Annotated in this window: 12 protein-coding genes; 5 read left to right on the top strand and 7 right to left on the bottom strand. The window is 65.6% G+C overall.

The features are described from left to right. Positions 1 to 80: 80 nt before the first annotated feature. The 3 genes from DX905_RS10195 to DX905_RS10185 are packed head-to-tail and all read right to left on the bottom strand — an operon-like array spanning position 81 to position 3158. Positions 81 to 1223, bottom strand: coding sequence for an acyl-CoA dehydrogenase family protein (locus DX905_RS10195; protein ID WP_116092475.1), 1143 nt, complete (start codon positions 1221 to 1223; stop codon positions 81 to 83). A gap of 4 nt (positions 1224 to 1227) precedes the next feature. Further along, the gene (locus DX905_RS10190) at positions 1228 to 2160 is read right to left on the bottom strand and encodes a DMT family transporter (RefSeq protein WP_116092474.1); all 933 of its coding nucleotides are present in this window, start codon (positions 2158 to 2160) and stop codon (positions 1228 to 1230) included. Beyond that, complete coding sequence (locus DX905_RS10185; RefSeq protein WP_116091251.1) at positions 2157 to 3158, bottom strand: threonine aldolase family protein; 1002 nt, start codon at positions 3156 to 3158, stop codon at positions 2157 to 2159. The genes DX905_RS10190 and DX905_RS10185 overlap by 4 nt, the downstream gene beginning before the upstream one ends. Before the next feature lie 69 nt (positions 3159 to 3227). On the opposite strand from DX905_RS10185, the gene DX905_RS10180 reads away from it, so the two are divergent. Then, a complete protein-coding gene (locus DX905_RS10180) occupies positions 3228 to 4967 on the top strand; it encodes a DUF885 domain-containing protein (protein WP_116091250.1) in 1740 nt (579 codons plus the stop codon). A gap of 33 nt (positions 4968 to 5000) precedes the next feature. On the opposite strand, the gene DX905_RS10175 is transcribed toward DX905_RS10180, so the two are convergent. Then, on the bottom strand, positions 5001 to 7892 hold the full coding sequence (locus tag DX905_RS10175) for a PAS domain-containing protein (RefSeq protein ID WP_162875554.1): 2892 nt from the start codon (positions 7890 to 7892) through the stop codon (positions 5001 to 5003). 327 nt (positions 7893 to 8219) lie between these two features. On the opposite strand from DX905_RS10175, the gene DX905_RS10170 reads away from it, so the two are divergent. From DX905_RS10170 to DX905_RS10160, 3 genes are read left to right on the top strand one after another with little or no spacing between them, the layout of a single operon-like run. Further along, entirely contained in the window at positions 8220 to 9368 is a 1149-nt protein-coding gene (locus tag DX905_RS10170; protein ID WP_116092473.1) for an efflux RND transporter periplasmic adaptor subunit, read from the top strand. 4 nt (positions 9369 to 9372) lie between these two features. Next, on the top strand, positions 9373 to 12558 hold the full coding sequence (locus DX905_RS10165; protein WP_116091248.1) for an efflux RND transporter permease subunit: 3186 nt from the start codon (positions 9373 to 9375) through the stop codon (positions 12556 to 12558). After that, entirely contained in the window at positions 12555 to 14021 is a 1467-nt protein-coding gene (locus DX905_RS10160; RefSeq protein ID WP_116091247.1) for an efflux transporter outer membrane subunit, read from the top strand. Before DX905_RS10165 ends, DX905_RS10160 begins: the two co-directional genes overlap by 4 nt. 3 nt (positions 14022 to 14024) lie before the next feature. On the opposite strand, the gene DX905_RS10155 is transcribed toward DX905_RS10160, so the two are convergent. Together DX905_RS10155 and ppc are read right to left on the bottom strand one after the other, a co-directional pair. Continuing rightward, positions 14025 to 15842 (bottom strand): sensor domain-containing diguanylate cyclase, encoded by a 1818-nt coding sequence (locus DX905_RS10155; RefSeq protein ID WP_116091246.1) that lies wholly within the window; start codon positions 15840 to 15842, stop codon positions 14025 to 14027. Between the two features lie 67 nt (positions 15843 to 15909). Then, complete coding sequence (gene ppc / locus DX905_RS10150; RefSeq protein WP_116091245.1) at positions 15910 to 18579, bottom strand: phosphoenolpyruvate carboxylase; 2670 nt, start codon at positions 18577 to 18579, stop codon at positions 15910 to 15912. Between the two features lie 109 nt (positions 18580 to 18688). On the opposite strand from ppc, the gene DX905_RS10145 reads away from it, so the two are divergent. After that, the gene (locus tag DX905_RS10145; protein WP_116091244.1) at positions 18689 to 19132 is read left to right on the top strand and encodes a type II 3-dehydroquinate dehydratase; all 444 of its coding nucleotides are present in this window, start codon (positions 18689 to 18691) and stop codon (positions 19130 to 19132) included. Between the two features lie 69 nt (positions 19133 to 19201). Here DX905_RS10145 and DX905_RS10140 read toward each other — a convergent pair whose 3' ends face one another. Continuing rightward, on the bottom strand, positions 19202 to 22186 hold the full coding sequence (locus DX905_RS10140; RefSeq protein ID WP_116091243.1) for a TonB-dependent receptor plug domain-containing protein: 2985 nt from the start codon (positions 22184 to 22186) through the stop codon (positions 19202 to 19204). Positions 22187 to 22288: the final 102 nt, after the last annotated feature.

Genomic DNA, 22288 nt, shown 5'->3' with positions numbered 1-22288 from the left:
CCCTACTCAGGATGAGCGTGGAAAAAATAAGCGCCCATCCTGAGCAGCCGCTGAGCTTGTCGAAGCGGCCTCTCGAAGGATCATTGCCGCAGCAATTCGCGCGCGATGATCACGCGCATGATCTCGTTGGTGCCTTCGAGGATGCGGTGGACGCGCAAATCGCGGAAGAAGCGTTCGACCGGATAATCCTGGAGATAGCCATAGCCGCCATGCAGCTGGAGCGCGCGGTCGACCACCGCGCTGCCGGTGTCGGTCGCAAGCCGTTTGGCCATCGCCGCGAACTTGGTCTTGTCCGGCGCACCGGCGGTGACCTTGGCCGCCGCCGCGTAAAGCAGGGTGCGCGCCGCCTGCAGCTCGGTTTCCATGTCGGCGAGCGTGAATTGGGTCGCCTGGAAATCGACGATGCGCTGGCCGAACTGGCGCCGGTCGCGCGTATAGGCGATCGCTTCGTCGAGGCAGCGCTGCGCTCCGCCGAGCGAGCAGGCGCCGATATTGAGGCGTCCGCCGTCGAGGCCGGACATTGCGATCTTGAAGCCTTCTCCCTCTGCGCCGACGAGATTCTCGACGGGCACGCGGACATTGTCGAAATTCACCTGCCGCGTCGGCTGCGAGCGCCAGCCGAGCTTCTTTTCGTTGGCGCCGAAGCTGACGCCGGCCATGTCCTTTTCGATCACCAGGCAGGAAATGCCCTTGGCGCCCTCGCCGCCAGTGCGGACCATGGTGACGTAGATCTCATTCTCGCCAGCGCCCGAGATGAACGCCTTGGAGCCGCTGACGACATAATGATCGCCGTCGCGCACAGCCTTGGTCTTGAGCGCGGCGGCGTCCGAACCCGAGCCGGGCTCGGTCAGGCAATAAGAGCCGAGCCGCTCGCAGGCGACCATGTCGGGCAGATATCGCGTCTTCAGTTCGGCCGAGCCGAACGTGTCGATCATCCACGACGCCATATTGTGGATCGAGATGAAGGCGGAGGTCGAGGGACAGCCATAGGCCATCGCTTCCATGATCAGTGCAGCTTCCAGTCGCCCAAGGCCGATCCCGCCCGATCCTTCCGAGACGTAGATCGCGCCGAAGCCGAGCTCGGCCGCCGCCTTGACCACGTCGCGCGGGAAATGATGGTGCTCGTCCCACTCCGCTGCATGCGGCGTGATCGCGTCGGCGGTGAAACGCTGCGCCATCTCCTGGATGGCAAGCTGGTCTTCGGTAAGATCGAACTGACTCATGGGATCATCGCCTCGGCGCGGCCGCGTCGCCGCGCGCCCGCATTGCCAGTACAAGCCCGATCAGCACAAGGGCACCGCCGATCGCGGCCTCCACCGACCAGCGGTAACGCTCGAACAAAGTCGAGAAACCCATCGCGATCACCGGGATGAGGACGTTGACATAGCCACCGCGCGCGGCGCCGATGCGGCGGATCAGGTTGAAATATAGCGTGAAGGCAAGCGCCGAGGCGATGATGCCGAGGTAGAGCAGGCCGGCAATATAGGACGGGCGGAGATCGAAGGTCGGCGGGCCCGACGTGACCCACGCGAACAGGGCATCGAGCAATGCGCCCCAGCTCATACCCCAGGCGAGCAGGGTCGGCATGGCGGTGGCGCGGGCACGGGCGCTGCCCTGGAAGACATTGCCGACCGATGCCGTGGTGACCGCGATGAGGGTGAAGACGATGCCGATCAGGACATCGTGCGGGCTGCGGTCGGTCGCGCGCCACTCGTGGATGAACAAGAGCGCCACGCCCAGCATCGCGACGCCCGATCCCAGCAGGAAGGGACGCGACAATTGCTGCTTCAGGAAGATGCGCGCGAAGATGGCGTTGAGCGGCACGAGCAGCGAGAACAAAACCGCCACCAAGCCCGAGGTGATGTGGAGTTCGGCGGCATAGACCAGATTATAATTGATCATGAAGGTGGCGATGCCGAGCACGAGCGCGACGCCATGGCCGGTGGCGTTCATGCGCAGCGGCGCCTTCGTCGCCGCCGCCACCGCGAACATGGCAAGGCCGCCGACGGCGAAACGGTAGCACACCGACCATTGCGTCGAGACCGGCCCGAACTGGCTATGGATCGCAAGCCAGGTCGAACCCCAGATCAGGGTGACGACGGCGAAGGGCAGCGCGATGCGCCCCTGTGTCCCCTTGTCGAGCGGGGCCGCCCCGCTCACAGCGCCGCGATCGCGCGCGCCAGCGCCTGCACTTCGTCCGCGGGGCTCGCCCAATGGGTCACCAGCCGGATTTCGCCGGCCGCCCAATCGTAGAAATCGAAGCCCTGCGCGCGCAGCCGCGCGGTCTCTTCCGGCGCCATGCGCAGGAACAATTCGTTAGCTTCCACCGGCGCGATCAGGCGGGAGGCCGCGGCGGCGGCCAGCGTCTGCGCGTGGCCATTGGCGGCACGCGCCGTCTCCAGCCACAAATCCCCGTCTAGCATCGCGTGAATCTGCGCGGCGAGGTAACGGCCCTTGGACAAAAGGTGCCCGGCGCGCTTGCGGCGGCGGCGGGTGGCGTCGGCCAGGCTATCGTCGAAAAAGATCAATGCCTCGGCCGACAGCCCGCCATTCTTGACGAAGCCGAAGCTGAGCACGTCCACCCCCGCGTCGCAGGTCAGCTCCGCGGGGGTGCAGCCGAGCGTCGCGACCGCATTGGCGAAGCGGGCGCCATCCATGTGGAAGCGCCAGCCGCGCTCCCGCGCCAGCGCACCCAGCGCGGCCACCTCGGCGGGCGTGTAGACGCAGCCATATTCGGTGGCATTGGTGATCGATAAAGCGTGCGGCTGGACCCGATGGACGTCGTTGGCGATGGCATCGGCCGCCGCCCGCACCGAATCCGGCGTCAGCTTGGCGCCTGCGCCTTCCGCCAGGATAAGCTTGGCGCCGTGCGTGTAGAATTCGGGCGCGCCGCATTCGTCATTCTGAATATGCGAATCGCGATGGCACAGGATGCCCCCATAAGGCGGGCAGAGGGCGGCCAGCGCCAGCGCGTTGGCGGCGGTCCCGGTCGGTATCCACAGGGCCGTCACCTCGCGCCCGAACAGCTCGGAAAAGCGCGCGTCGAGCCCGCGGCTGAGCGCATCGCCATCATAGGCCGTGTCGACCTGATCGGCAGCCGCCATCGCGGCGAACACGGCGGGATGTACGGGGGCGGCATTGTCGGAGAAGAAGCGCATGGCTTGCGCTTGGGGCCGCCGCCCGCTTCAAGTCAATCGGCCGCAACGCATGCGCGCCCGGAGAGACGAATGAGGCTGCTGCCCGTCCTGCTATTCTGCCTCGGCGCGGCGCTGCCGGCTTATGCCACGCCTGCCGGCGATGCGCGGTTCAAGGCGATCAGCGAGCGCGAATATGCCTGGGCCCGCGCCGATGGCGGCGGGGGCGAAGATGACGAGCGGATCGCACCGCATCTGCAGGACGTGCGGCCGACGGCGCAGGCGCGGCGGCTCGCCTATTTGCGGCAGGTGCTGAGCGAGCTCGACGCGATCCGGCCAGCCGACCTCTCGCCGCCGACCGCGGTGGATTATGCGGTGTACCGTTTCGACCTGGAAAGCCGGATCGCGGCACTGGCGTCACGCGACTATGAAATGCCGGCCAATTCCGACAGCAGCTTCTGGAGCGACCTCGGCTACACCGCGCGGGCTTCGTTCAAGAGCGAGGCGGATTACCGCAATTGGGTCACCCAGCTGCACGAGCTGCCCGCCTATTTCGCCGAGCAGATCGCCAACATGCGGGCCGGTGCGGCGCGCGGCTTCACGCCGCCGCGCGTCACCCTCGCCGGCCGCGACCAAGGGGTGGCGCAGGCGGCGGCGGCCAAGGCGGCCGAGGACAGCTTTCTCTACACGCCGTTCAAGGCGATGCCGCCCTCGATCCCCGCGGCAACGCAGGCGGCGTTGCGGGAGGAGGCCAAGCGCGCGATCGAGACCGAGGCGCTGCCGGCCTATCGCGCGCTGCTCGCCTATCTGCGCGAGGATTATATTCCGCATAGCCGCACCACGCTCGCGGCGGAGGCGCTGCCGGGTGGGAAGGCCTGGTATGCCGCCCAGATCAAGGCCTATGCCACGCTCGACCTGAGCGCCGACCAGATCCACGCCATCGGCCTGGCTGAAGTCGCGAAAATCCACGCCGAGATGCTGGCCGTGATGAAGCAGACCGGCTTTGCCGGCGATCTTCCCGCCTTCCTTACCTTCCTGCGCAGCGATCCGCGCTTCTACGCCAGGACGCCGCAGGAATTGCTGGATCGCGCGGCGTGGACCGCCAAGGAGGTGGATCGCAAGATCGGGCTCTATATCGGCCATCTGCCGCGGCGGCGTTTCGGGATCGTGCCCGTGCCCGACGATATCGCGCCATTCTACACCGCCGGGCGCGGCGGACCGGGCGAATATCTGGTCAATACCTACGACCTGCCGTCGCGCCCGCTCTACCAATTGCCGGCACTGACCCTGCATGAAAGCGCGCCCGGCCATGCCTTCCAGATCCCGCTGGCGAGCGAGAACAAGGCCAGCCCCAAATTCCGCCAGACGCTGTACATTTCCGCTTATGGCGAAGGCTGGGCGCTCTATTGCGAGCGGCTCGGCGACGAGATGGGGATCTACCGGACGCCTTATGAGCGGTTCGGAATGCTGAGCTACCAGATGTGGCGCGCGGCGCGGCTGGTGGTCGATACCGGCATTCATCACAAAGGCTGGACGCGCGACCAGGCCCTGGCCTTCCTCCACGACAATACCGCCTTGTCGGATCACGAAATCGCCACCGAGGTCGACCGCTATATTTCGTGGCCGGGGCAGGCGCTGTCTTACTATCTCGGTGAGATGGCGATCCGCGAGGGGCGGGCGAAAGCCGAGTCCGCGCTTGGGGCGAAGTTCAACATCCGCGCCTTCCATGACGCGGTGCTGGAGCTGGGATCGGTACCGCTGCCGGTGCTGACGGCGCGGATCGATCGCTTCATCGCCGAGGGCGGCAAGGGGCCTTATCCGGAAGAGGAGTAGAAGGACTTACATCCCGCTGAGTTGGACACGGGGTCATCCCACCCGCCCGGCCAGCAACAGCCCCACCTTGCGCTGCAATTCGCCGCCGCGGAACGGTTTCTGCACGATGCGCTCCTCGCTGACCGAGGCGATCGCCCGCAAATCGGCATAGCCGGTCACGAACAAGGTCGGCAGATCGGGCCAGCGCGTCTTGCAGGCGGCGGCGAGCTCGGCCCCGTTCATGCCGGGCATGGCGAAGTCGATCACCAGCAGATCCACGCTATCGCGGTCGAGCAGTTCGAGCGCGGCGCCGCCGCTGCCCGCTTCGAGCACCTCGGCGCCCATCGTGCGCAACATGGTGGCGGTGATCTCGCGCACGGGGGGATCATCGTCGACGACGAGGATGCGGCGGCCGCACACTTCCCCGCCCCGTTCCGATCCGAGCTCGAGCGCGGGCGGACGCGGTTCGCGCCGCCGCTCCTCGGCACGTGGCAGATAGACGCGCACCGACGTGCCCTTGCCCACTTCGGTCTGGATCGCAACCCCGCCGCCGGACTGCTTGGCAAAGCCAAACACCTGCGGCAGGCCGAGGCCCGATCCCTTGCCGACCGGCTTGGTGGTGAAAAAGGGCTCGAATGCGCGATCGCGCACGTCGGGCGTCATGCCGCTGCCCGTGTCGGTCACGGCGATCAGCACATAATCGCCCGGCGGCGGTTCCTCCGGATGGTCCGGCTGGCCGAGCGTGATATTGTCGGTCGATACCGTCAGCGACCCGCCGACCTCCATCGCATCGCGCGCATTGATGGCGAGGTTGAGGATGATGAGCTCGATCTGGGTGGGGTCGACCAGAGCCGGCCACAGATCGGGCCGCAGCCGCGTGTCGAGCCGGACCGCACCGCCCATCGAACTTTGCAGCAGATCGCGCATGCCGGCGACGGTGTCGTTCAGGTCGATCGGCCGCGCCTCCAGCCGCTGGCGGCGCGAGAATGCCAGCAATTGCGCGGTGAGCGTAGCGCCACGCTCGGCGGCGGTGCGCATGTAGCCGAGCCGCTGGCGGGTGCGTTCGTCCAGCTTGGCATCGGCCGCGGCGCGCGCGACGAGATCGACATTGCCGAGCACGACCGTGAGGAGATTGTTGAAATCGTGCGCGACGCCCGAGGTTAGCTGGCCGATCGCCTCCAGCCGCTGCATCTGGCGCAAAGTCGCCTCGACCCGCTCACGCTCCTCGATCTGCGCGGAAAGCTGGCGATTGGTGGCAGCAAGCTCCTGGGTGCGCTCGGCGATGCCCTTTTCCAATATCTCCGACGCGAGATGGACTTCGGTGATGTCGACATCGCAGCCGACATAGCCGACGAAAACGCCATCGACTTTGCGCGGCCGCGCCTCGCTATGCAGCCAGCGCGTGACACCATGGCGATCGATCACGCGGACGTCGCGGCTGAAGGGCGCCCTGCTCAGGAAAGCCTGGTCGAAGTCGGCGATAAACCCCGCCTGGTCGTGCGGATGGATGATGGACTGCCAGCCGCCGTCCATGAGTTCGGCGGTGGGGCGCCCGAACGTCTCCTCGTGCCAGCGGTTGGCGAAGACAAGCGCACCTTTGTCATCGCACATCCAGATCAAAGCCGGCGCGCTGTCCGCAAGCGTGCGGAAGCGCGCCTCGCTCTCGCGCAACTCTTCCTGCACCGTCTTCCGACCGGTGATGTCGAGCACGGTTCCGACCGCACGCACGCACCGCCCCTCGCCATCCTCGAACAACCCGCGTCCCTTGGCCGCGACCCAACGGATGACCCCGTCTTCCTTCCCGATCGTGCGATATTCGACATCGTACGCGGCGCGCCGTTCGGGATCGAGCGCGGCGGCAAAGGCGGCCAAAGTCGCCTCGCGGTCTTCGGGATGGAGCCCGTCATGGAAGTCCGCCATCGTGCAAGGAACGCCCGGCGAGATTCCGAACATCGCCTTGGTCCGGTCGGACCACAAGAGCGTGTCGGTGAGCAGATCCAGGTCCCAGGTCCCGATCTCTCCCATTTCGACGGCCAGCCCGAGCGTGCTTTCGCTCAACGCCAGCTGCGTCTCGACCCGCGCCCGTTCGGTGACGTCGCTCCCCTCCACGAAGATCCCGGTGAGCGCGCCGTCCGCGGCGACAACCGGCTGGAAGATGAGGTCGACGACCCGGCGGTCCTCCACGCCGGGTGTCGGGTGGAGCGTGACCGGTACGCTACGCCCGGTATAAGGCTGCCGGGTATCGGCGACCTGATCGAGGATCGCGATAAAGCCTTGCGCGACGACTTCGGGCAAGGCGGTAGCGACCGATTGGCCGATGATCGCGCGATGATGGACGAGTTCCTGGTAAGCGTGGTTCGCGAATTCGTAGACATGCCCAGGCTCGCGCAGCAGCGCCATGAAGCTCGGTGCCTGCTCGAACATCTGCGCCAGCCGCTCGCGTTCGGCATTGGCGGCGTCCACCGCCCGGGCACGATCGGTCATCTCATAGACTATGCACAGCACGCCGCCCGGCGAATTGTCGGCATCGCGAACCGCCGAATAAGCGATATCGAGCAAGGCTTCACGCATCACGCCGTCCCGACGGGTGGGGAAAAGGGCGTCGCGCGTCATCACCGGCCGGCCAGTGTCGCGCACCGAGGCGAGGACCGGTCCGATCCTGTCCCACACGTGCGCCCATTTGTCCGCCGCCGCGCGGCCAAGCGACGCGGGATGGCGATCGCCGATCGCAAGCGCATAAGCGTCGTTATAGATGGCGGTGAGCTCCGGCCCCCAGAACAGGACCATCGGCAGGGGCGACGCGAGCATCAGGGCGACCGCATCGCGCAGCGGGCCTGGCCATTGCCCAGGCGCGCCGAGAGCGGTTGCGGCCCAATCATGCGCCGCGATCAGCTCGGCCAGCGTCTCCGCCGGCTCGGCATGGAGGGCATCCACATTCCCCGCCACCTTTTGTCCCCCGTCTACCGGGCCAGCCTTAGCCGCCGCGCAAGGCGATAGAAAGTCGACATCGTGCTGAATGGATCAGTCTGCCGCCTCCTCTCTGCTCATCGGTGCAAGATATTGGAAATCCGCGCGGAAGCGCTGGCGAAGCCGAGCCGCATTCGCTACGGGCATGCGCAGTGGCTTTCAGCCCTCCCCCAGCGTTGATGCCCGCCAGGACTTACAACCATCTTGATCAGCCGCGCGTCCAAGCCTTTGCCGCCTTTCCCATGCCTCGTCACGACGGCGGCGGCCGCGCGCCGTCGCGGCGCAAGCGCAGCCGCGGGCCTGGTGATCGTGGCCGCGCTCTGTGTTGCCGGATGCGCCGAGAAGAAGCCCCCGCCCCCGCCGACGCCGGAGGCAGGCTATATCGAGGTGAAGGCCCAGTCGGTTCCGCTGATGATCGAATTGCCCGGGCGTACCGCTGCTTTTGAAACCTCCGAAGTGCGGCCGCAGGTATCGGGCGTCGTCCAGGCGCGGCTGTTCACCGAGGGCGCGATCGTCCACCAGGGGCAGACGCTCTACCAGATCGACCCGAGCCTTTATCGCGCCGCCGCCAACCAGGCGCAGGCCAACCTCCGCTCGGCCGAAGCGAGCCGCGAGGCCGCGGCCGCCCGGGCCGCGCGCTACAAACCGCTGGCGGCGATGCAGGCGGTGGCACAGCAGGATTATACCGATGCCGTCGCCACCTCGCGCCAGGCCGCCGCTGCGGTCGCCCAGAACGCCGCCGCGCTCGAGACGGCGCGCATCAACCTGCGCTTCACCAGGGTGCCCGCACCGATTACGGGGCGGATCGGCCGTTCGCTGTTCACCACCGGGGCGCTCGTCACCGCCGCGCAAACCGATCCGCTGACGACGATCCAGCGGCTCGACCCGATCTACGTCGATATCCAGCAATCGAGCGCCGACCTGATCGCCTTGCGCCAATCGCTCGCCTCGGGCGGGACGGTCGCCTCTTCCGCAGTCGTCCACCTCAAGCTCGAGGATGGCAGCGCCTATCCCTATGCCGGCAGGGTCCAGTTCGCGGAAGAAATGGTCGATCCCTCGACCGGGGCGGTGACGCTACGCGCGCGCTTCCCCAACCCGCAGGGCCTATTATTGCCGGGCATGTATGTGCGCGCAACCTTCAGCCAGGCGACCACCAGACAGGGCATTCTCGTGCCCCAGGCCGGCATCACCCGCAATCCGCAGGGCAAGGCCACGGTGATGCTGGTCGGCCCAGGCAACAAGGCGGTCACCCGCAACGTAGAGACCGCGCAGACGGTCGGCGCGAACTGGCTGGTCACGTCCGGCCTGAAGCCGGGCGACCGCGTGATCGTCGAGGGATTGAGCAAGGTCAAACCCGGCAAGCCGATAAGGCCGGTGCCGGCCGGATCCAAGCCGCTGCCGCCGCCCGGCGGAAACAAGGGTGCCAGGAGCGATTCCAGCAGCAGCGGCGGCTGATCCGATGCTGAGCAGAATCTTCATCGATCGCCCGATCTTCGCCTGGGTGGTCGCGATCATCATCATGCTGCTCGGGATCGGCGGCATTCTGACGCTGCCGGTCGAGCAATATCCCGACATCGCGCCGCCGCAGGTCAATATCCGCGCCAACTATCCGGGCGCGTCCGCATCGACGCTGGAATCGTCCGTCACGCAGGTGATCGAGCAGCAGCTCACGGGCATCGACGGCATGCTGTATTTCCAGTCGACGTCGAATGCCGCCGGCCAGGTGACGGTCAACGTCACGTTCGACAAAGGCGTCGATCCCGACATCGCGCAGGTTCAGGTCCAGAACAAGGTGCAGCAGGCGCTGCCGCGGCTGCCGCAGCAGGTGCAGCAGCAGGGCCTGGTCGTCACCAAATCCAACGCCGACTTCCTGATGGTGATTTCGGTTTACGATCAGACCGACAAATCGACCAATATCGACGTCAGCGACTATCTCGTCTCCAACCTGCAGGATGCGATCGGCCGCGTCCCCGGGGTGGGCGACGTCAACGTCTTCGGCACGCAATATGCGATGCGGATCTGGCTCGATCCCTACAAGCTTTCCAGCTTCCAGCTGATGCCAAGCGATGTCACGGCGGCATTGCAGGCGCAAAATACGCAAATCTCCGCGGGTCAGGTCGGCCAGCAGCCCATGCCGTCGAGCCAGATGCTCAACGCGATCGTCACCTCGCGGTCGCGGCTGACGTCGGTCGACGAATTCCGCAAGATCGTGGTCAAGGCGCAGCCGAACGGCTCCAACGTTCTGCTGGAAGACGTCGCCCGGGTCGAGCTCGGCGCTGAGAATTACAACAGCCTCAGCCGGCTGAACGGCCATCCAGGCGCGGGCATCGCGGTCTCGCTCGGGCCGGGGGCGGATGCGCTGAAGACATCCGAACTGGTGCGCAACCTGATCACGCAAAGCGCCAAGGCTTTCCCGGAGGGCTACACCTACGCCTTCCCGCTCGACAGCACGGCCTTCATCAAATTGTCGGTGCACGACGTGGTGATGACGCTGATCGAGGCGATCATCCTGGTCGTGATCGTGATGTTCCTGTTCCTGCAGAGCTGGCGCGCGACCCTTATCCCGGCGATCGCGGTGCCGGTCGTGCTGCTCGGCACGTTCGGCGTGCTGGCGGCGTTCGGTTTTTCGATCAACACGCTCACTTTGTTCGGCATGGTGCTCGCGATCGGCCTGCTGGTCGACGACGCGATCGTCGTGGTCGAGAATGTCGAGCGCGTGATGGAAGAGGAACCCGACATCTCGCCGCGCGATGCGACGGTGAAATCGATGAGCGAGATCAACGTCGCGCTGATCGCGATCGCGCTCGTCCTCTCGGCGGTGTTCCTGCCGATGGCTTTCTTCGGCGGATCGACCGGCGTCATCTATCGCCAATTCTCGATCACGATCGTGTCGTCGATGGTGTTGTCGGTGCTGGTCGCGCTGATCCTGTCGCCGGCACTGGCCGCAACCCTGCTCAAGCGGCCGGACAAGGAAGGCCGCGCCAACGGCAATGTCATAGTGCGCAAGGCGCATGATTATGGCGACCGGTTCAACGCCTGGTTTGCGCGCACGTCGGAACGCTATCGGGCCGCGGTGGCGTGGCTGGTGGACCGCATGCTCGCTGCGATGCTCGTGTTCGGCGCGATCCTGGCCTTGCTGGTCGTGCTGTTCATCAGGCTGCCGACCAGTTTCCTGCCGACCGAGGACCAGGGTTTCGCGCAGCTGCAATATACGCTGCCGCCGGGCGCGACCCAGGACAGGACCCTGCAAGTCGCCAAGGCGATCGAGGCTTATTTCACCGGCCCGGAGAAGGCGGAGACTGCGGCGATCTTCACCGTGATCGGCTCCAATCAGTCGGGCAACGGCCAGAATGTCGGCCGCGGCTTCCTCGCGCTGAAGCCGTGGGACGACCGCAAGGGCGCGGAGCATAGCGCGCAGGCGATCACGCGGCGCGCGACCCAGAAACTCGGCGCGCAATTGCGCGATGCCGAATTCTTCGCGCTCAATCCCCCGCCGGTGCGCGGACTGGGCCAGTCCACCGGCTTCACCATGGAGCTTCTCAATACCGGTGGGATCAGCCGCCTTGAATTCCAGGATCGCCTGAACCGGTTGATGGCCGACGCGCGCTCCGATCCCGGCCTCGCGTCGGTGCGCATGAACAGCCTGCCGGATCAGCCTTCGCTGTCGATCGACATCGATTCCGAAAAGGTCGGCGCGCTCGGCATCAGCCAGAGCGATGTCGATGCGACGCTGTCGACCGCTTGGGGTGGCAATTACGTCAACGACTTCGTCGACCGTGGCCGCGTGAAGCGGGTCTATGTCCAGGGCGACGCGCCCTTCCGCGCACGGCCCGAGGATATCGGCCAATGGTATGTGCGCAATGCGGCCGGCACCATGTCCCCTTTCTCGTCCTTCGCGCATGAAGCATGGGGCACCACACCCAATGTTTTGACGCGCTTCAACGGATCGCCGTCGTTCGAAATTCAGGGCCAGGCGGCGCCGGGCAAAAGCTCTGGAGACGCGATGGACCGTATTGCCGAGCTTGCCGGTAAATTGCCCGGAGTATCGGTCGCGTGGGCGGGGATTTCCTATCAGGAGCGGCTTTCCGGCGGACAGGCGCCGATCCTCTACGGTCTGTCGCTGCTGGTTGTATTCCTATGCCTCGCCGCCCTTTACGAAAGCTGGTCGATCCCACTGGCGGTGATGCTGGTCATGCCGCTGGGTCTGATCGGAGCCGTGCTGGCAGTGACCATCCGCGGCCTGGAGAACGATATCTATTTCCAGGTCGGCCTGCTGACGACGATGGGCCTCTCGGCCAAGAATGCGATCCTGATCGTCGAATTCGCAGAGCAGGCCGAGAAACAGGGAAAGAAGCCGCTGGACGCCGCGCTCGAAGCGGCCCGGGTTCGTTTGCGGCCGATCCTGATGACCAGTCTGGCGTTCATCTTCGGCGTGCTCCCGCTCGCCATCTCGACCGGGGCAGGCGCACGCAGCCGCGTCGAAATCGGCACGGCGGTGATCGGCGGCATGCTCACGGCGACAATGCTGGCGATCTTCTACATCCCGTTATTCTTCGTCCTCGTCCGCAAACTGTTTCGCGGCCGCCACAAGGAAGCAGCGGATGGCACCGACGGCGACGGTGCCCCGCAGCGGAAGCCGGCATGAAGCGCGCTGCCGCTCTCCTTGCGCTGAGCGCGCTCACGGCCTGCAGCATGGATCCGCATTATGTGCGGCCGACGCCGGCCGTGCCGCAAAGCTGGCCGGCCGGCCACGCCTATCTGCGCCAGACGGAGGCGGCGCTGCCGAGCGTGAGCTATCGCGACATATTCCGCGATCCGCGGCTGCAAGCGATCATCGAGCAAGCATTGGTCAACAACCAGGACTTGCGGGTGGCGCTGGCCAATATCGAATCGGCGCGTGCGCTGTACCGCGTCCAGCGCGCGACGATCCTGCCCGAGGTCGACGCCAGCGCCGGCGTCACCACCCGCCGTGGGACGAGCCAGGGCAATGGTGCGACAGGCGGCACGGGCAGCGGCGAAACGGGCAGCGGCAATGCCCGCCGCACCACCAGCTATGAACTCCAGGCCGGCACCACCGCGTGGGAGATCGACCTGTTCGGCCGGCTGCGCAGCCTCTCCCGCTCGGCCTTCAACCAATATCTGGCGACGGACGCGGCCGCTCGCGCGACCCGGCTGACGCTGGTCGCCGATGTCGCCGACGCCTGGCTGACCCTTGCGGCCGATCGCAGCCTGCTGCTGATCGCCGAAGACACTGCGAACAGTGCGCAGACGACCGTCCGCCTTACGCAATTGCGGCTCGATGGCGGGGTCGCGCCGCGCACCGACTTACGCCAGGCGCAAACCGTGCTTGCCACCGCCCAAGCGGATCGCGCCCGCCAGATGACTTTGGTGGCGCAGGACATGAATGCGCTGCAATTGCTGGTCGGCGCGCCGGTGGCGGAAACGCTGCTGCCCGCCGCGATCGAGGATGCCGACGGCAATTTGGCGGAGCTGCCGGCGGGGCTGGATTCCACGATCCTGCTGCGCCGTCCCGACGTGGTCGAGGCCGAATATCAGCTGCGCGCAGCCAACGCCCGCATCGGTGCCGCGCGTGCGGCATTCTTCCCGCGCATCTCGCTCACTGCCATCGCCGGCCTCGCCAGCACGGCTTTGTCAGGCCTGTTCACGGGCGGGGCGTTCAGCTGGACAGTGGCGCCATCGGCGAGCCTGCCGATTTTTGATGGCGGCGCCAATGCCGGCAATTTGGCTTACGCACGGGCGCAACGCGACGTTTACGTCGCGACCTATCAACGGGCGATCCAGACGGCCTTCCGCGAAGCCTCCGACGCCCTCGCCCGGCGTGGCACGATCCAGGCTGAGATGCAGGCCGACCAGCTTAACGTCACGGCCGCGCAGGATACGCTCAACCTGGAAAGCGCGCGCTACCGCGAGGGCGTCGACCCTTACCTGAACACGCTCGACGCGCAGCGCACCTTCTATGCCGCGCGCCAGACGGTCGTGAACGTGCGGCTGACCAAGGCACAGAATTTGGTCGATCTCTATCGGACATTGGGCGGAGATCAGTTGGTCGAGGCGCTGCCGCCGAAAAGCACCCCGTCGCGGCCTTAACGGTCAGGCGGCCACGCGCACCCGGTTACGGCCCTCACCTTTGGCTGCATAGAGCGCCATGTCGGCGTCCATGAGCAGACTCGCGGCATCGCTATGGGATTCCCGCATCGAAATCCCGACGCTCACGGTTACCTTCGGTAACGAATCGTCCCCATCGGCGGCCGCCTCCATCGCCTCCCGCAGCCGTTCGGCAACCAAGGTCGCTTCTTCGCGCGCAGCGCCAGGCATGAGAATACCAAATTCCTCGCCGCCAAGCCTGCCGACCATGTCGCCGCCACGCACTACCGCTGCTGCTCGTGCGGCGATCAGCTGCAGCACGCGATCTCCGACGGCATGGCCATAACAATCGTTGACCAGCTTGAAATGGTCGACGTCGAAAATGGCGACGGCGAGCGGCCACCCAAATTCCATCGCGCCTGCAATTTCGCGTTCCAGCTGGCTCATGAAGGCGCGACGATTGGCGATTCCGGTCAGTTCGTCGGTCGAGGCCAGGAGGGTGGCCTCGCGGGCGCGCTGCTCGGCACGGCGCTTGGCGGTGATGACATGCTCCTCGATTCGCTTGCGATCGTCGATGTCGCGCAGCGTGCCGGTCGCGCCGGCGATACGGCCGTCCTGGTCATGCAAGCCCTGGATGAACAATTCGACCCAGCGGAGCCCCTCCCGCATCTCCATGCGCACGATCCGGCGCGTGGACTGATCCTCGCCGCGCAAGACCGCAGCGGTACGTTCGGCCAGGCCGGCGCGTGCGTTCGGCTCGACCAGCTCCAGCCACGAGCGGCCCAGGCTTGTCGCGATCGGTCGCCCGGTCAGCGCTTCCCACGCCGGATTGAGATAGGTCCAGCGCGCGTGGCTATCGATGCGGAAGATGACTTCGCCGATATTCTCCACCACCGAGCGGAAATGCTCGGCGAAAGCGCGCGTCTCTTCCGCCCGCAGATCGCGTTCGGCCAGGATCGCCGCGACCGGCAATGCCGTCAGCAGCTGGGTCGCGATGAAGGTCTGCAACAGCAATACCTGGTCGCCGGGCCGCTGCAGCAGATGGGCAATCGAACCATGGCCCGCTGCCGTCGCGCATGCCGCAATGATCGCGACAATGGCGACGCCGGCCACCGCCCCGAGGGCGCGCAGGCGGAAGGTCGCGAGCAGCACGCAGGGAGCAACGATGAAGGTGGAGGGCACCCCCCTTTGAAAGAAAACGTAGATTGTCGCCGCCGCAATCAATCCCAATAGTGCCACCAGCTCGGCGCCGGCCGCGATCGAGATGTCACGCATGCGGCGCCCACGTACGATGTCCGCGATCACCACAATCGCCGGCGTGACGACGAGCTGACTCAACACGCCCGAGACATACCAGCTTTGCCAGGCGTCCCAGAAAGGCACCCGATGTCCCAGCCACAAGCCGAGCGCACCGAGGGTCGAAGAAACCATCGCGGCAGTCGCGCAGGCCATCACGAACGAGAAGAAATCGCCGACGCGGTCGACCAGCCCCGGGCCGAGGCGGATACGCTGAAGCAGAGCGAAGACCAGCAGGCTCTCGACGACATTGGCAACGCTCAGCGTGAGCGTGATCAATGCCGGATCATCGCGGAACAGGTGAAGCAGGATGCCCCCTGCCAGCTGGCCCACGGCGATGGCGAGCACCGCCGGACGATCGCGGCCGGCGAGGATCAGCAGGGCGAGCACGATCGCGTTGCTGGGCCACAACGCCTCCAGCCCGCTGCTCTGCAACGCAACCAGATGGCTACCATAGGCGCCGATCAGAAAGAGCGCCGCCGTTCCTGCACCCAGCAGGACACCGTGCAGCACCTTCGGTTTATCCACGCCTAGTTCAGCCCCTCGTTGATGGCCGACAATTTAACGCGTGTTAGAACCGATTAGGTCCCAATCTTCAACCGCTGTTGCGCAGGCCGGTAGCAATGGCGTTGATCGAAAGCTGGATGCCTTCGCGTACGCGATCGTCCTGCTCGCCGCCGCGCCAACGGCGGATCAATTCGATCTGCAACAGGTTGAGCGGTTCGATATAAGGCAGCCGCAATCGCACCGAGGCATCGAGCTGCGGCGTCCGTTCGAGCAAGCGCGATTGACCGGTCACGCCGAGCAGCCCCTCGCAGGTCTGCGTCCAACCGTGGCGAATGCGTTCGAAGATGGCGTCGCCTGCCGCGCGGTCCTCAACCAGGACGAGATAACGGCTCGCCAGCCCCATGTCCGACTTGGCCAATACCATTTCGAGGTTGGCGAGCGTTGCCTGGAAGAACGGCCAGCCCTGCGCCATGTCCCGAAGCAGGCCCTTGTCGGCGAAGCTGTCGAGCGCCGCACCTACCCCGTACCAGCCTGGCAGCATCACCCGCGACTGCGCCCAGCTGAATACCCAGGGGATAGCGCGCAAATCCTCGATCCGATCGGATTTGGTGCGGCTCGCCGGCCGCGAACCGATCTTCAGCGTCGCAATCTCGGCAATCGGGGTGAACTGGCGGAAGAAAGTACGGAAGCCCTCCGTCTCGTAAACCAGCGCGCGGTAATTCTTGAAGGCCGCCGCCGACAATTGCGACATGGCGTCAGCAAATCGGGCGCGGTCCGCCTCGGCGATCTCGCTCTGTTCGAGGCTCGCCAGCAACGTCGCGGCGGTCATCGCTTCGAGGTTGATGAGCGCGGCATCGCGAGTGCCATATTTGGCCGCGATCACTTCGCCCTGCTCGGTGATGCGGATGCGGCCGTGCACCGTGCCCGCAGGCTGCGCGCGGATCGCGGCAAAGGCGGAGCCGCCGCCGCGCCCGACCGCGCCGCCGCGCCCGTGGAACAATTGCATCGCCGCGCCAGCCTGATCGAACACCGGCTTGAGTGCGCGGCTCGCCTGATGCAGCGACCAGACCGAGGTCAGGTAGCCGCCATCCTTGTTGGAGTCCGAATAGCCGACCATCACCTCCTGATAGCCGCGCGTCGTGGTCAGCGCGGCGATTTCCGGCAGCGCGAAATAATCGCGCATCACACCCGGCCCGCGCTCGAGATCCTCGATGGTCTCGAACAACGGCACGACCATCACGTCGCAGCTCGGCTCGCCACCGGGGCGGTAGAGGCCCGCTTCCTTGAGCAGGATCATGACCTCCAACAGGTCGGAGACGGTCGCGGCCTTGGAGATGATGTAGGCGGTGATGGCCTGGCAGCCATATTGCCGGTGCGCTTTGGCCGCCGCATGCACGATGGCGAGCTCGGAGCGAGTCTCGTCGCCATAATCGGCATAGGCGCTGGCGAGCGGCCGCATCGTCGCCAATTCGGCGCGCAGGACCGCGACACGGGCAGGCTCGTCGAGCGCGAGATAGTCGGCCTCGACATCGGCGACCTTGAGCAGTTCGGCGACGACGCGTTCGTGCACATCGGCATTCTGGCGCAGATCGAGCGTGGCGAGATGGAAGCCGAACGTCTCGACCGCACGGATCAGGCGACCCAGCGCCCCGCCTGACGACAAGGCCCCGCCCCCGCCTTGGGCCAGCGCGCGCGCCAACACGCGCAGGTCGGCACGGAGCGCGGATGCATCGGCATAAGGCTCGGCGGCAACGCGTGCCGGTCGCGGCGGCGCGTGGCCGGCAACCCACTCATAGGTCGCCGCGACCCGGGCATAGATGCCCGTCATAGCGCGGCGATACGGCTCGTCGGATCGGGCCGGGCTTTCGTCATGGCCAGCGGCAGCGAGCGCTTCGACTTCCGGCGTCGTCGCCATCAATTCGGTGGAGATCGACAATTCCCCACCGATCGCATGCAGCAGCGAGAGATAATGGCCGAGCACGGTTTCCGCATTGCGGCGCGTCGCCAATTCGAGCGATTCGGCGGTGACGTTGGGATTGCCGTCGCGATCGCCGCCGATCCATGACCCCGCGCGCAGGAAGCTTTTGGGCCGCTTGCCGAGCACGCGCTCCCAACGCGCATAAAGCGCGGGCATCACCGGCAGGAAGATATCGCGCAGATAGGAGAGCGCCGTCTCGACCTCGTCGGCGACGTAGAGCCGCTCGCGCCGGAGCGGGCGCGTCTGCCATAAAAGGGCAATCTGACGGTAGATGGCCTGTTCCACCAGATCGCCTTCGGGCGTCTCCTCAGCACCCTGGTCGCGCAACTGCATCAGCTCGGCGATGCGGTTGCGATGATCGATCATGCTCTTGCGCCGGACCTCGGTCGGGTGGGCGGTCAGCACCGGCACGATCAGCCCATTGTCCAGAACGGCCGCGATCCCGGCGTCGTCCGCGCCCTGCCCGCGCAATTTCTCGACCGCGGCGGCAAGGTCCGCACCCGGTTCGGCCGTCACGCCCTGGCGATCCTCGGCGAGATTGGCGAGCATCGAGAACAGCATGAAGCCGCGGGTGAAGGCGAGCATCTCCTCCAGACTGAGCGCGTCCAGCCCCGGATCGACGTCGCCGCCGACGCCGCGGGCGCGATCGACCGAGGTCGAGCGGATATATTCAATCCGCCGATACAGCGCCTCGCCGCCATAGGCGCGGATCACGTCGCCCAGCAGGCGGCCGAGGAAGCGGATATCGGGATCCTGGGCGACGGGCGGAACGGCGTTCATCGCGCGCCTTGCTGCACCGCAACGTGCAGAGCGTCAACCTCTCTCATCGGGCATGCACCTTGCGCGAAAGCAGCAAACGCAGCAAGGAAATGTCCCGAGGGGAGACGCTATGGCCAAGCCTGTGCTGTTCGTGCTGAACGGGCCCAATCTGGAATTGCTGGGCGAACGCGAGCCGGAGATTTACGGCAGCACCACGCTTGCCGATGTCGAGGCGATGTGCCGTGCCGAGGCCGATAGTGCCGGCTTCGAATTGCGCTTCCATCAGACCAACGCCGAGCATGAGATGATCGGCTGGCTGCATGAGGCGCGCAAGGGAGCCGCCGGGATCGTCATAAATCCGGCCGCGTTCAGCTATGCCGGCTATCCGATATTCGACGCGCTCAAGATGTGCGCCTGCCCGATTGTCGAGGTGCACATTTCCAACATCCACCGCCGCGACGAAGCGTGGCGGGCGCATTCGCTGATGACGGCGGCGGCGACCGGAATGATTACCGGCCTCGGCGTCCATGGCTATGCGCTGGCGATCCGCCATCTGGCGCAGCTCGCAGGGTAAGAAAACGCCCCCCGGCAGAAGCCGGGAGGCGCAGGTGGGACTCCCCAAAAAGAGCGGGGAGGGTGAACGTCAGAAGTTGAAGCGCAACCCTACGCGGTAGAAGCGGCCCAGAAGGTCATAGAGGGCCGGGTTCACGTCGAGACCGGTGTTGGTCGCCGGAGACGGTGTCGGATCGCGGTTCAGCAGGTTGTCGATCTTGAAATAGGCTTCGAGCTTCGGCGTCAGCTTGTACGACCCGCCGACGTCGAAATAGAGCGCGCCCTGCATGTGATTATAGTCGATCGTCGGATGCTGCGACGTCGAGATCGGGCAAGTGCCGGGGCTGCATTCGACATAATCGGTCGTGGTCCCGCCATAACGTCCGTTGCTGAACCAGCGCTCCTGCAGGCTGAGACTGAACTTGTCGTTATCCCACGCCTGGATGGCGAGTATTTTCCACTTCGGCGTCGCGCCGCTATTCTGACCCGCACTATCGATCGGGATGGTGTTCGGCAGGCCCGGATCCGTGATGAAGTGGCGGACATTGGTCGCCAGGGCGCGCAGCGTGAAATTGCCCGGCAGGCCCATCGTGTCGAGGGACATGCGATAGCTGCCCTCGATGTCGAAGCCGCTGGTCTTGATCGAGGCGAGATTGAACGACTGGACGTTGACGAAGCCACGGCTGCCGTCGGTCGGGAACAGCACGAACGTGTCGCAGAACTGGTTGATATCCTTACAGAACTGGACCTGCTGTTGCGCCGAGAGCGAGGAGATCACCCCCTTCACCTTGATATGGTAATAATCGAAGGACAGGCTCAGGCCGGGAGCCCATTGCGGCCGCGAATATACGATGCCGAGTTCGGTATTACGCGCGATTTCAGGCTTGAGGTTCGGATTGCCGAGCGTGATCTGGTTGACGGTCCCGCTGGACGGCTGCCCGTTTTGCGGGGTCGCGAACGGATTGGTGAAGTTCGGCTGCGTCGTCGTCGTCGGCGCGGCGAACAGCTCCGAAAGATTGGGAGCGCGGACGTCGCGCGACGTCACCGCACGAAGACGGATACCGTCGATCGGCGTGTCCCAGGTGCCGCCCACCTTCCACGTATAGACCGTGCCGGAGGTGCTGTACTTCGTCCAGCGGCCGGCCGCGTTGAGGTTGGCCTTGCCCAGCGTGTCGGAGTTCAGGAGCGGCAGGTTCACTTCGAGGAACGCCTCGGTCACATGATATTGGCCGCGGCCCGCATGGTAATTGCCGGCATACCAATTGTTCCCGAGCGGCGCGTTGAGGACCGGATCGGCCGGATAGTCGGCGTCATAGGGGGTCTCGGTGGTGGCGCCATTGCCGTAAGGGTCGGCCGTCACATGATACCATTCGCGGCGATATTCACCGCCGAAGGCGACCGAAACCGGGCCGGCCCAAAGCGAGAAAGGCTCGCCGCTGAAGCTCAGGCTGGCCACGTCCTGCTTCTGGCGCGAATGCTGGAAGGGACCGTTCTCGGGCGCGACATAGGCCAGCGCGGCAGCGCTCGGCGTCTGCCCGCCGAAGGGGTTGAGCGGTGCGCAACCGGCGGCGCGAGCGACCGCATTGCCGCAAACGATCTTGCCGTTGAGCGATACGGCGTTGACCGCTTCGCGATAGCGCTGGTTCAGGATGATGTCGCGAACATGCAGGTTCGTGACGTTCTCACCATGCTCGTAATAAGCATCGTAAGTCCAGCTCGTGCCGCCAACGTTGAACTTGCCGTCCGCGCCGATCACGCCACGATATTGCGTGCGCGTCGGATGGACCGAAATGTTCGGCAGGATGGCGTTGCTGAGGCCGTAGCCAAAGGACGTGATGCCGTTCGCGGCGCACGCCGCCGTGATGGACGCGGGCAGATAGGGATTGCTGCACGCGATCGTGAGATTGGGAATCTGAGCGCCGGGGTTTGGCTGATTGCTGGTCTTGACCCGCGCGACGTTGAAGGTCGCATAGATCTCATTGTTGGGAGTGAGGTCGAAACCGACGCGCGTATAGCCGTCCATGCGTTGCAGCCGCGACTGGAGCGACGTGCCGATACCGACGTTACCCGAAACGTCGCCACCGACGCAGAAGCCGCCACTGGAATAACAGCCGGTTACCGCGCCGGCTGCGTTCTTCGCCGGGACACCCTGCACGCCATAGCCGTTGCCGCCATATTGAAACTGGAATGGATTGCCATTCTGGTCGAAGGCGGTGCCTTGCAGCGGGCCATTATTGATCAGGCCGTATTTGGTATATTGATAGGCTTGGGCGTGATCGACCCGCCGATATTGCGGCGAGCCGTCATTGGTGATGCCGCGGTTGACCAAGGTCGCGGTCTTGTACCAGTTGCGGCTGTCCGGCGCGTCTTCGCCGAAGCCGCCGGGGCCGACGCCCTGCTCATGATCATATTCGCCGCTGACCTGGATGTGCAGGCGATCGTCCAGGAGGGACACACCCGCGGCCGCCTGCAGCAGATATTGCTTGTCGTCGCCATAAGTGGTGACGCCGCCCGAGGCATTGGCCTTGAAGCCTTCGAATTTCTTGTTGGTGATGAAGTTGACGACGCCGCCGACCGCATCGGACCCATAGGAGGCGGAGGCGCCCCCGGTCACCACGTCGACGCGCTCGATCAGCAATTGCGGCAACAGGCTGATGTCCGGAACGCCGGTCACGTTGGCGGGCACGATACGCTGGCCGTCGATCAGGGTCAGGGTGCGAATCGTACCGAGGCCACGCAGCGAGAATGAGCTCAGGCCCTGCTGCCCGCTCGACGTGCTGAAGGTGTTGACGCTGGCGCCGGTCGAGCCTTGCAGCGACGGCAGTTGCGTGATGGTGGTGAAGATGTTCGGCTCGGCGTTGCGCGCAATATCGGCTGCGCCCAGAACCTGGGTCGGGGTCGGTGCGCTGAAGCCGCTCGAGCGGATGCGCGATCCCGTGACGATGACTTCGCCGACCGCCGCTGCGTCGGGTGCGGCCTGGATGCCGGCTGCCGCATCAGCCTGTTGCGCGACGGCCGGTGCCGCCAGCGTCAGCGCGACGATCGCCGCCGCGCTGGCCGAAAGCATCGCCCGCATTCCGACAGACGATGCCAGTCCTGTGTTCCGAAACCCCATCACAACCTCCCATTTGGCCCATCCGCCCGCCGGACGCTGGAACCGTTTTCTCTGACTCTTGCT

Origin of the sequence: Sphingomonas crusticola (assembly GCF_003391115.1) — a bacterium.
Classification (GTDB): domain Bacteria; phylum Pseudomonadota; class Alphaproteobacteria; order Sphingomonadales; family Sphingomonadaceae; genus Sphingomonas_I; species Sphingomonas_I crusticola.
Note: the sequence above shows the minus strand (reverse complement) of the source record. Positions and strands in the feature narration are given on the sequence as shown.

Bases quoted from the DNA above. Each gene is read 5' to 3' on its own strand.
- DX905_RS10195 (WP_116092475.1), bottom strand. From the start codon at position 1,223: ATGAGTCAGTTCGATCTTACCGAAGACCAGCTTGCCATCCAGGAGATG.
- DX905_RS10185 (WP_116091251.1), bottom strand. From the start codon at position 3,158: ATGCGCTTCTTCTCCGACAATGCCGCCCCCGTACATCCCGCCGTGTTC.
- DX905_RS10180 (WP_116091250.1), top strand. From the start codon at position 3,228: ATGAGGCTGCTGCCCGTCCTGCTATTCTGCCTCGGCGCGGCGCTGCCG.
- DX905_RS10165 (WP_116091248.1), top strand. From the start codon at position 9,373: ATGCTGAGCAGAATCTTCATCGATCGCCCGATCTTCGCCTGGGTGGTC.
- DX905_RS10160 (WP_116091247.1), top strand. From the start codon at position 12,555: ATGAAGCGCGCTGCCGCTCTCCTTGCGCTGAGCGCGCTCACGGCCTGC.
- ppc (WP_116091245.1), bottom strand. From the start codon at position 18,579: ATGAACGCCGTTCCGCCCGTCGCCCAGGATCCCGATATCCGCTTCCTC.
- DX905_RS10145 (WP_116091244.1), top strand. From the start codon at position 18,689: ATGGCCAAGCCTGTGCTGTTCGTGCTGAACGGGCCCAATCTGGAATTG.
- DX905_RS10140 (WP_116091243.1), bottom strand. From the start codon at position 22,186: ATGCGGGCGATGCTTTCGGCCAGCGCGGCGGCGATCGTCGCGCTGACG.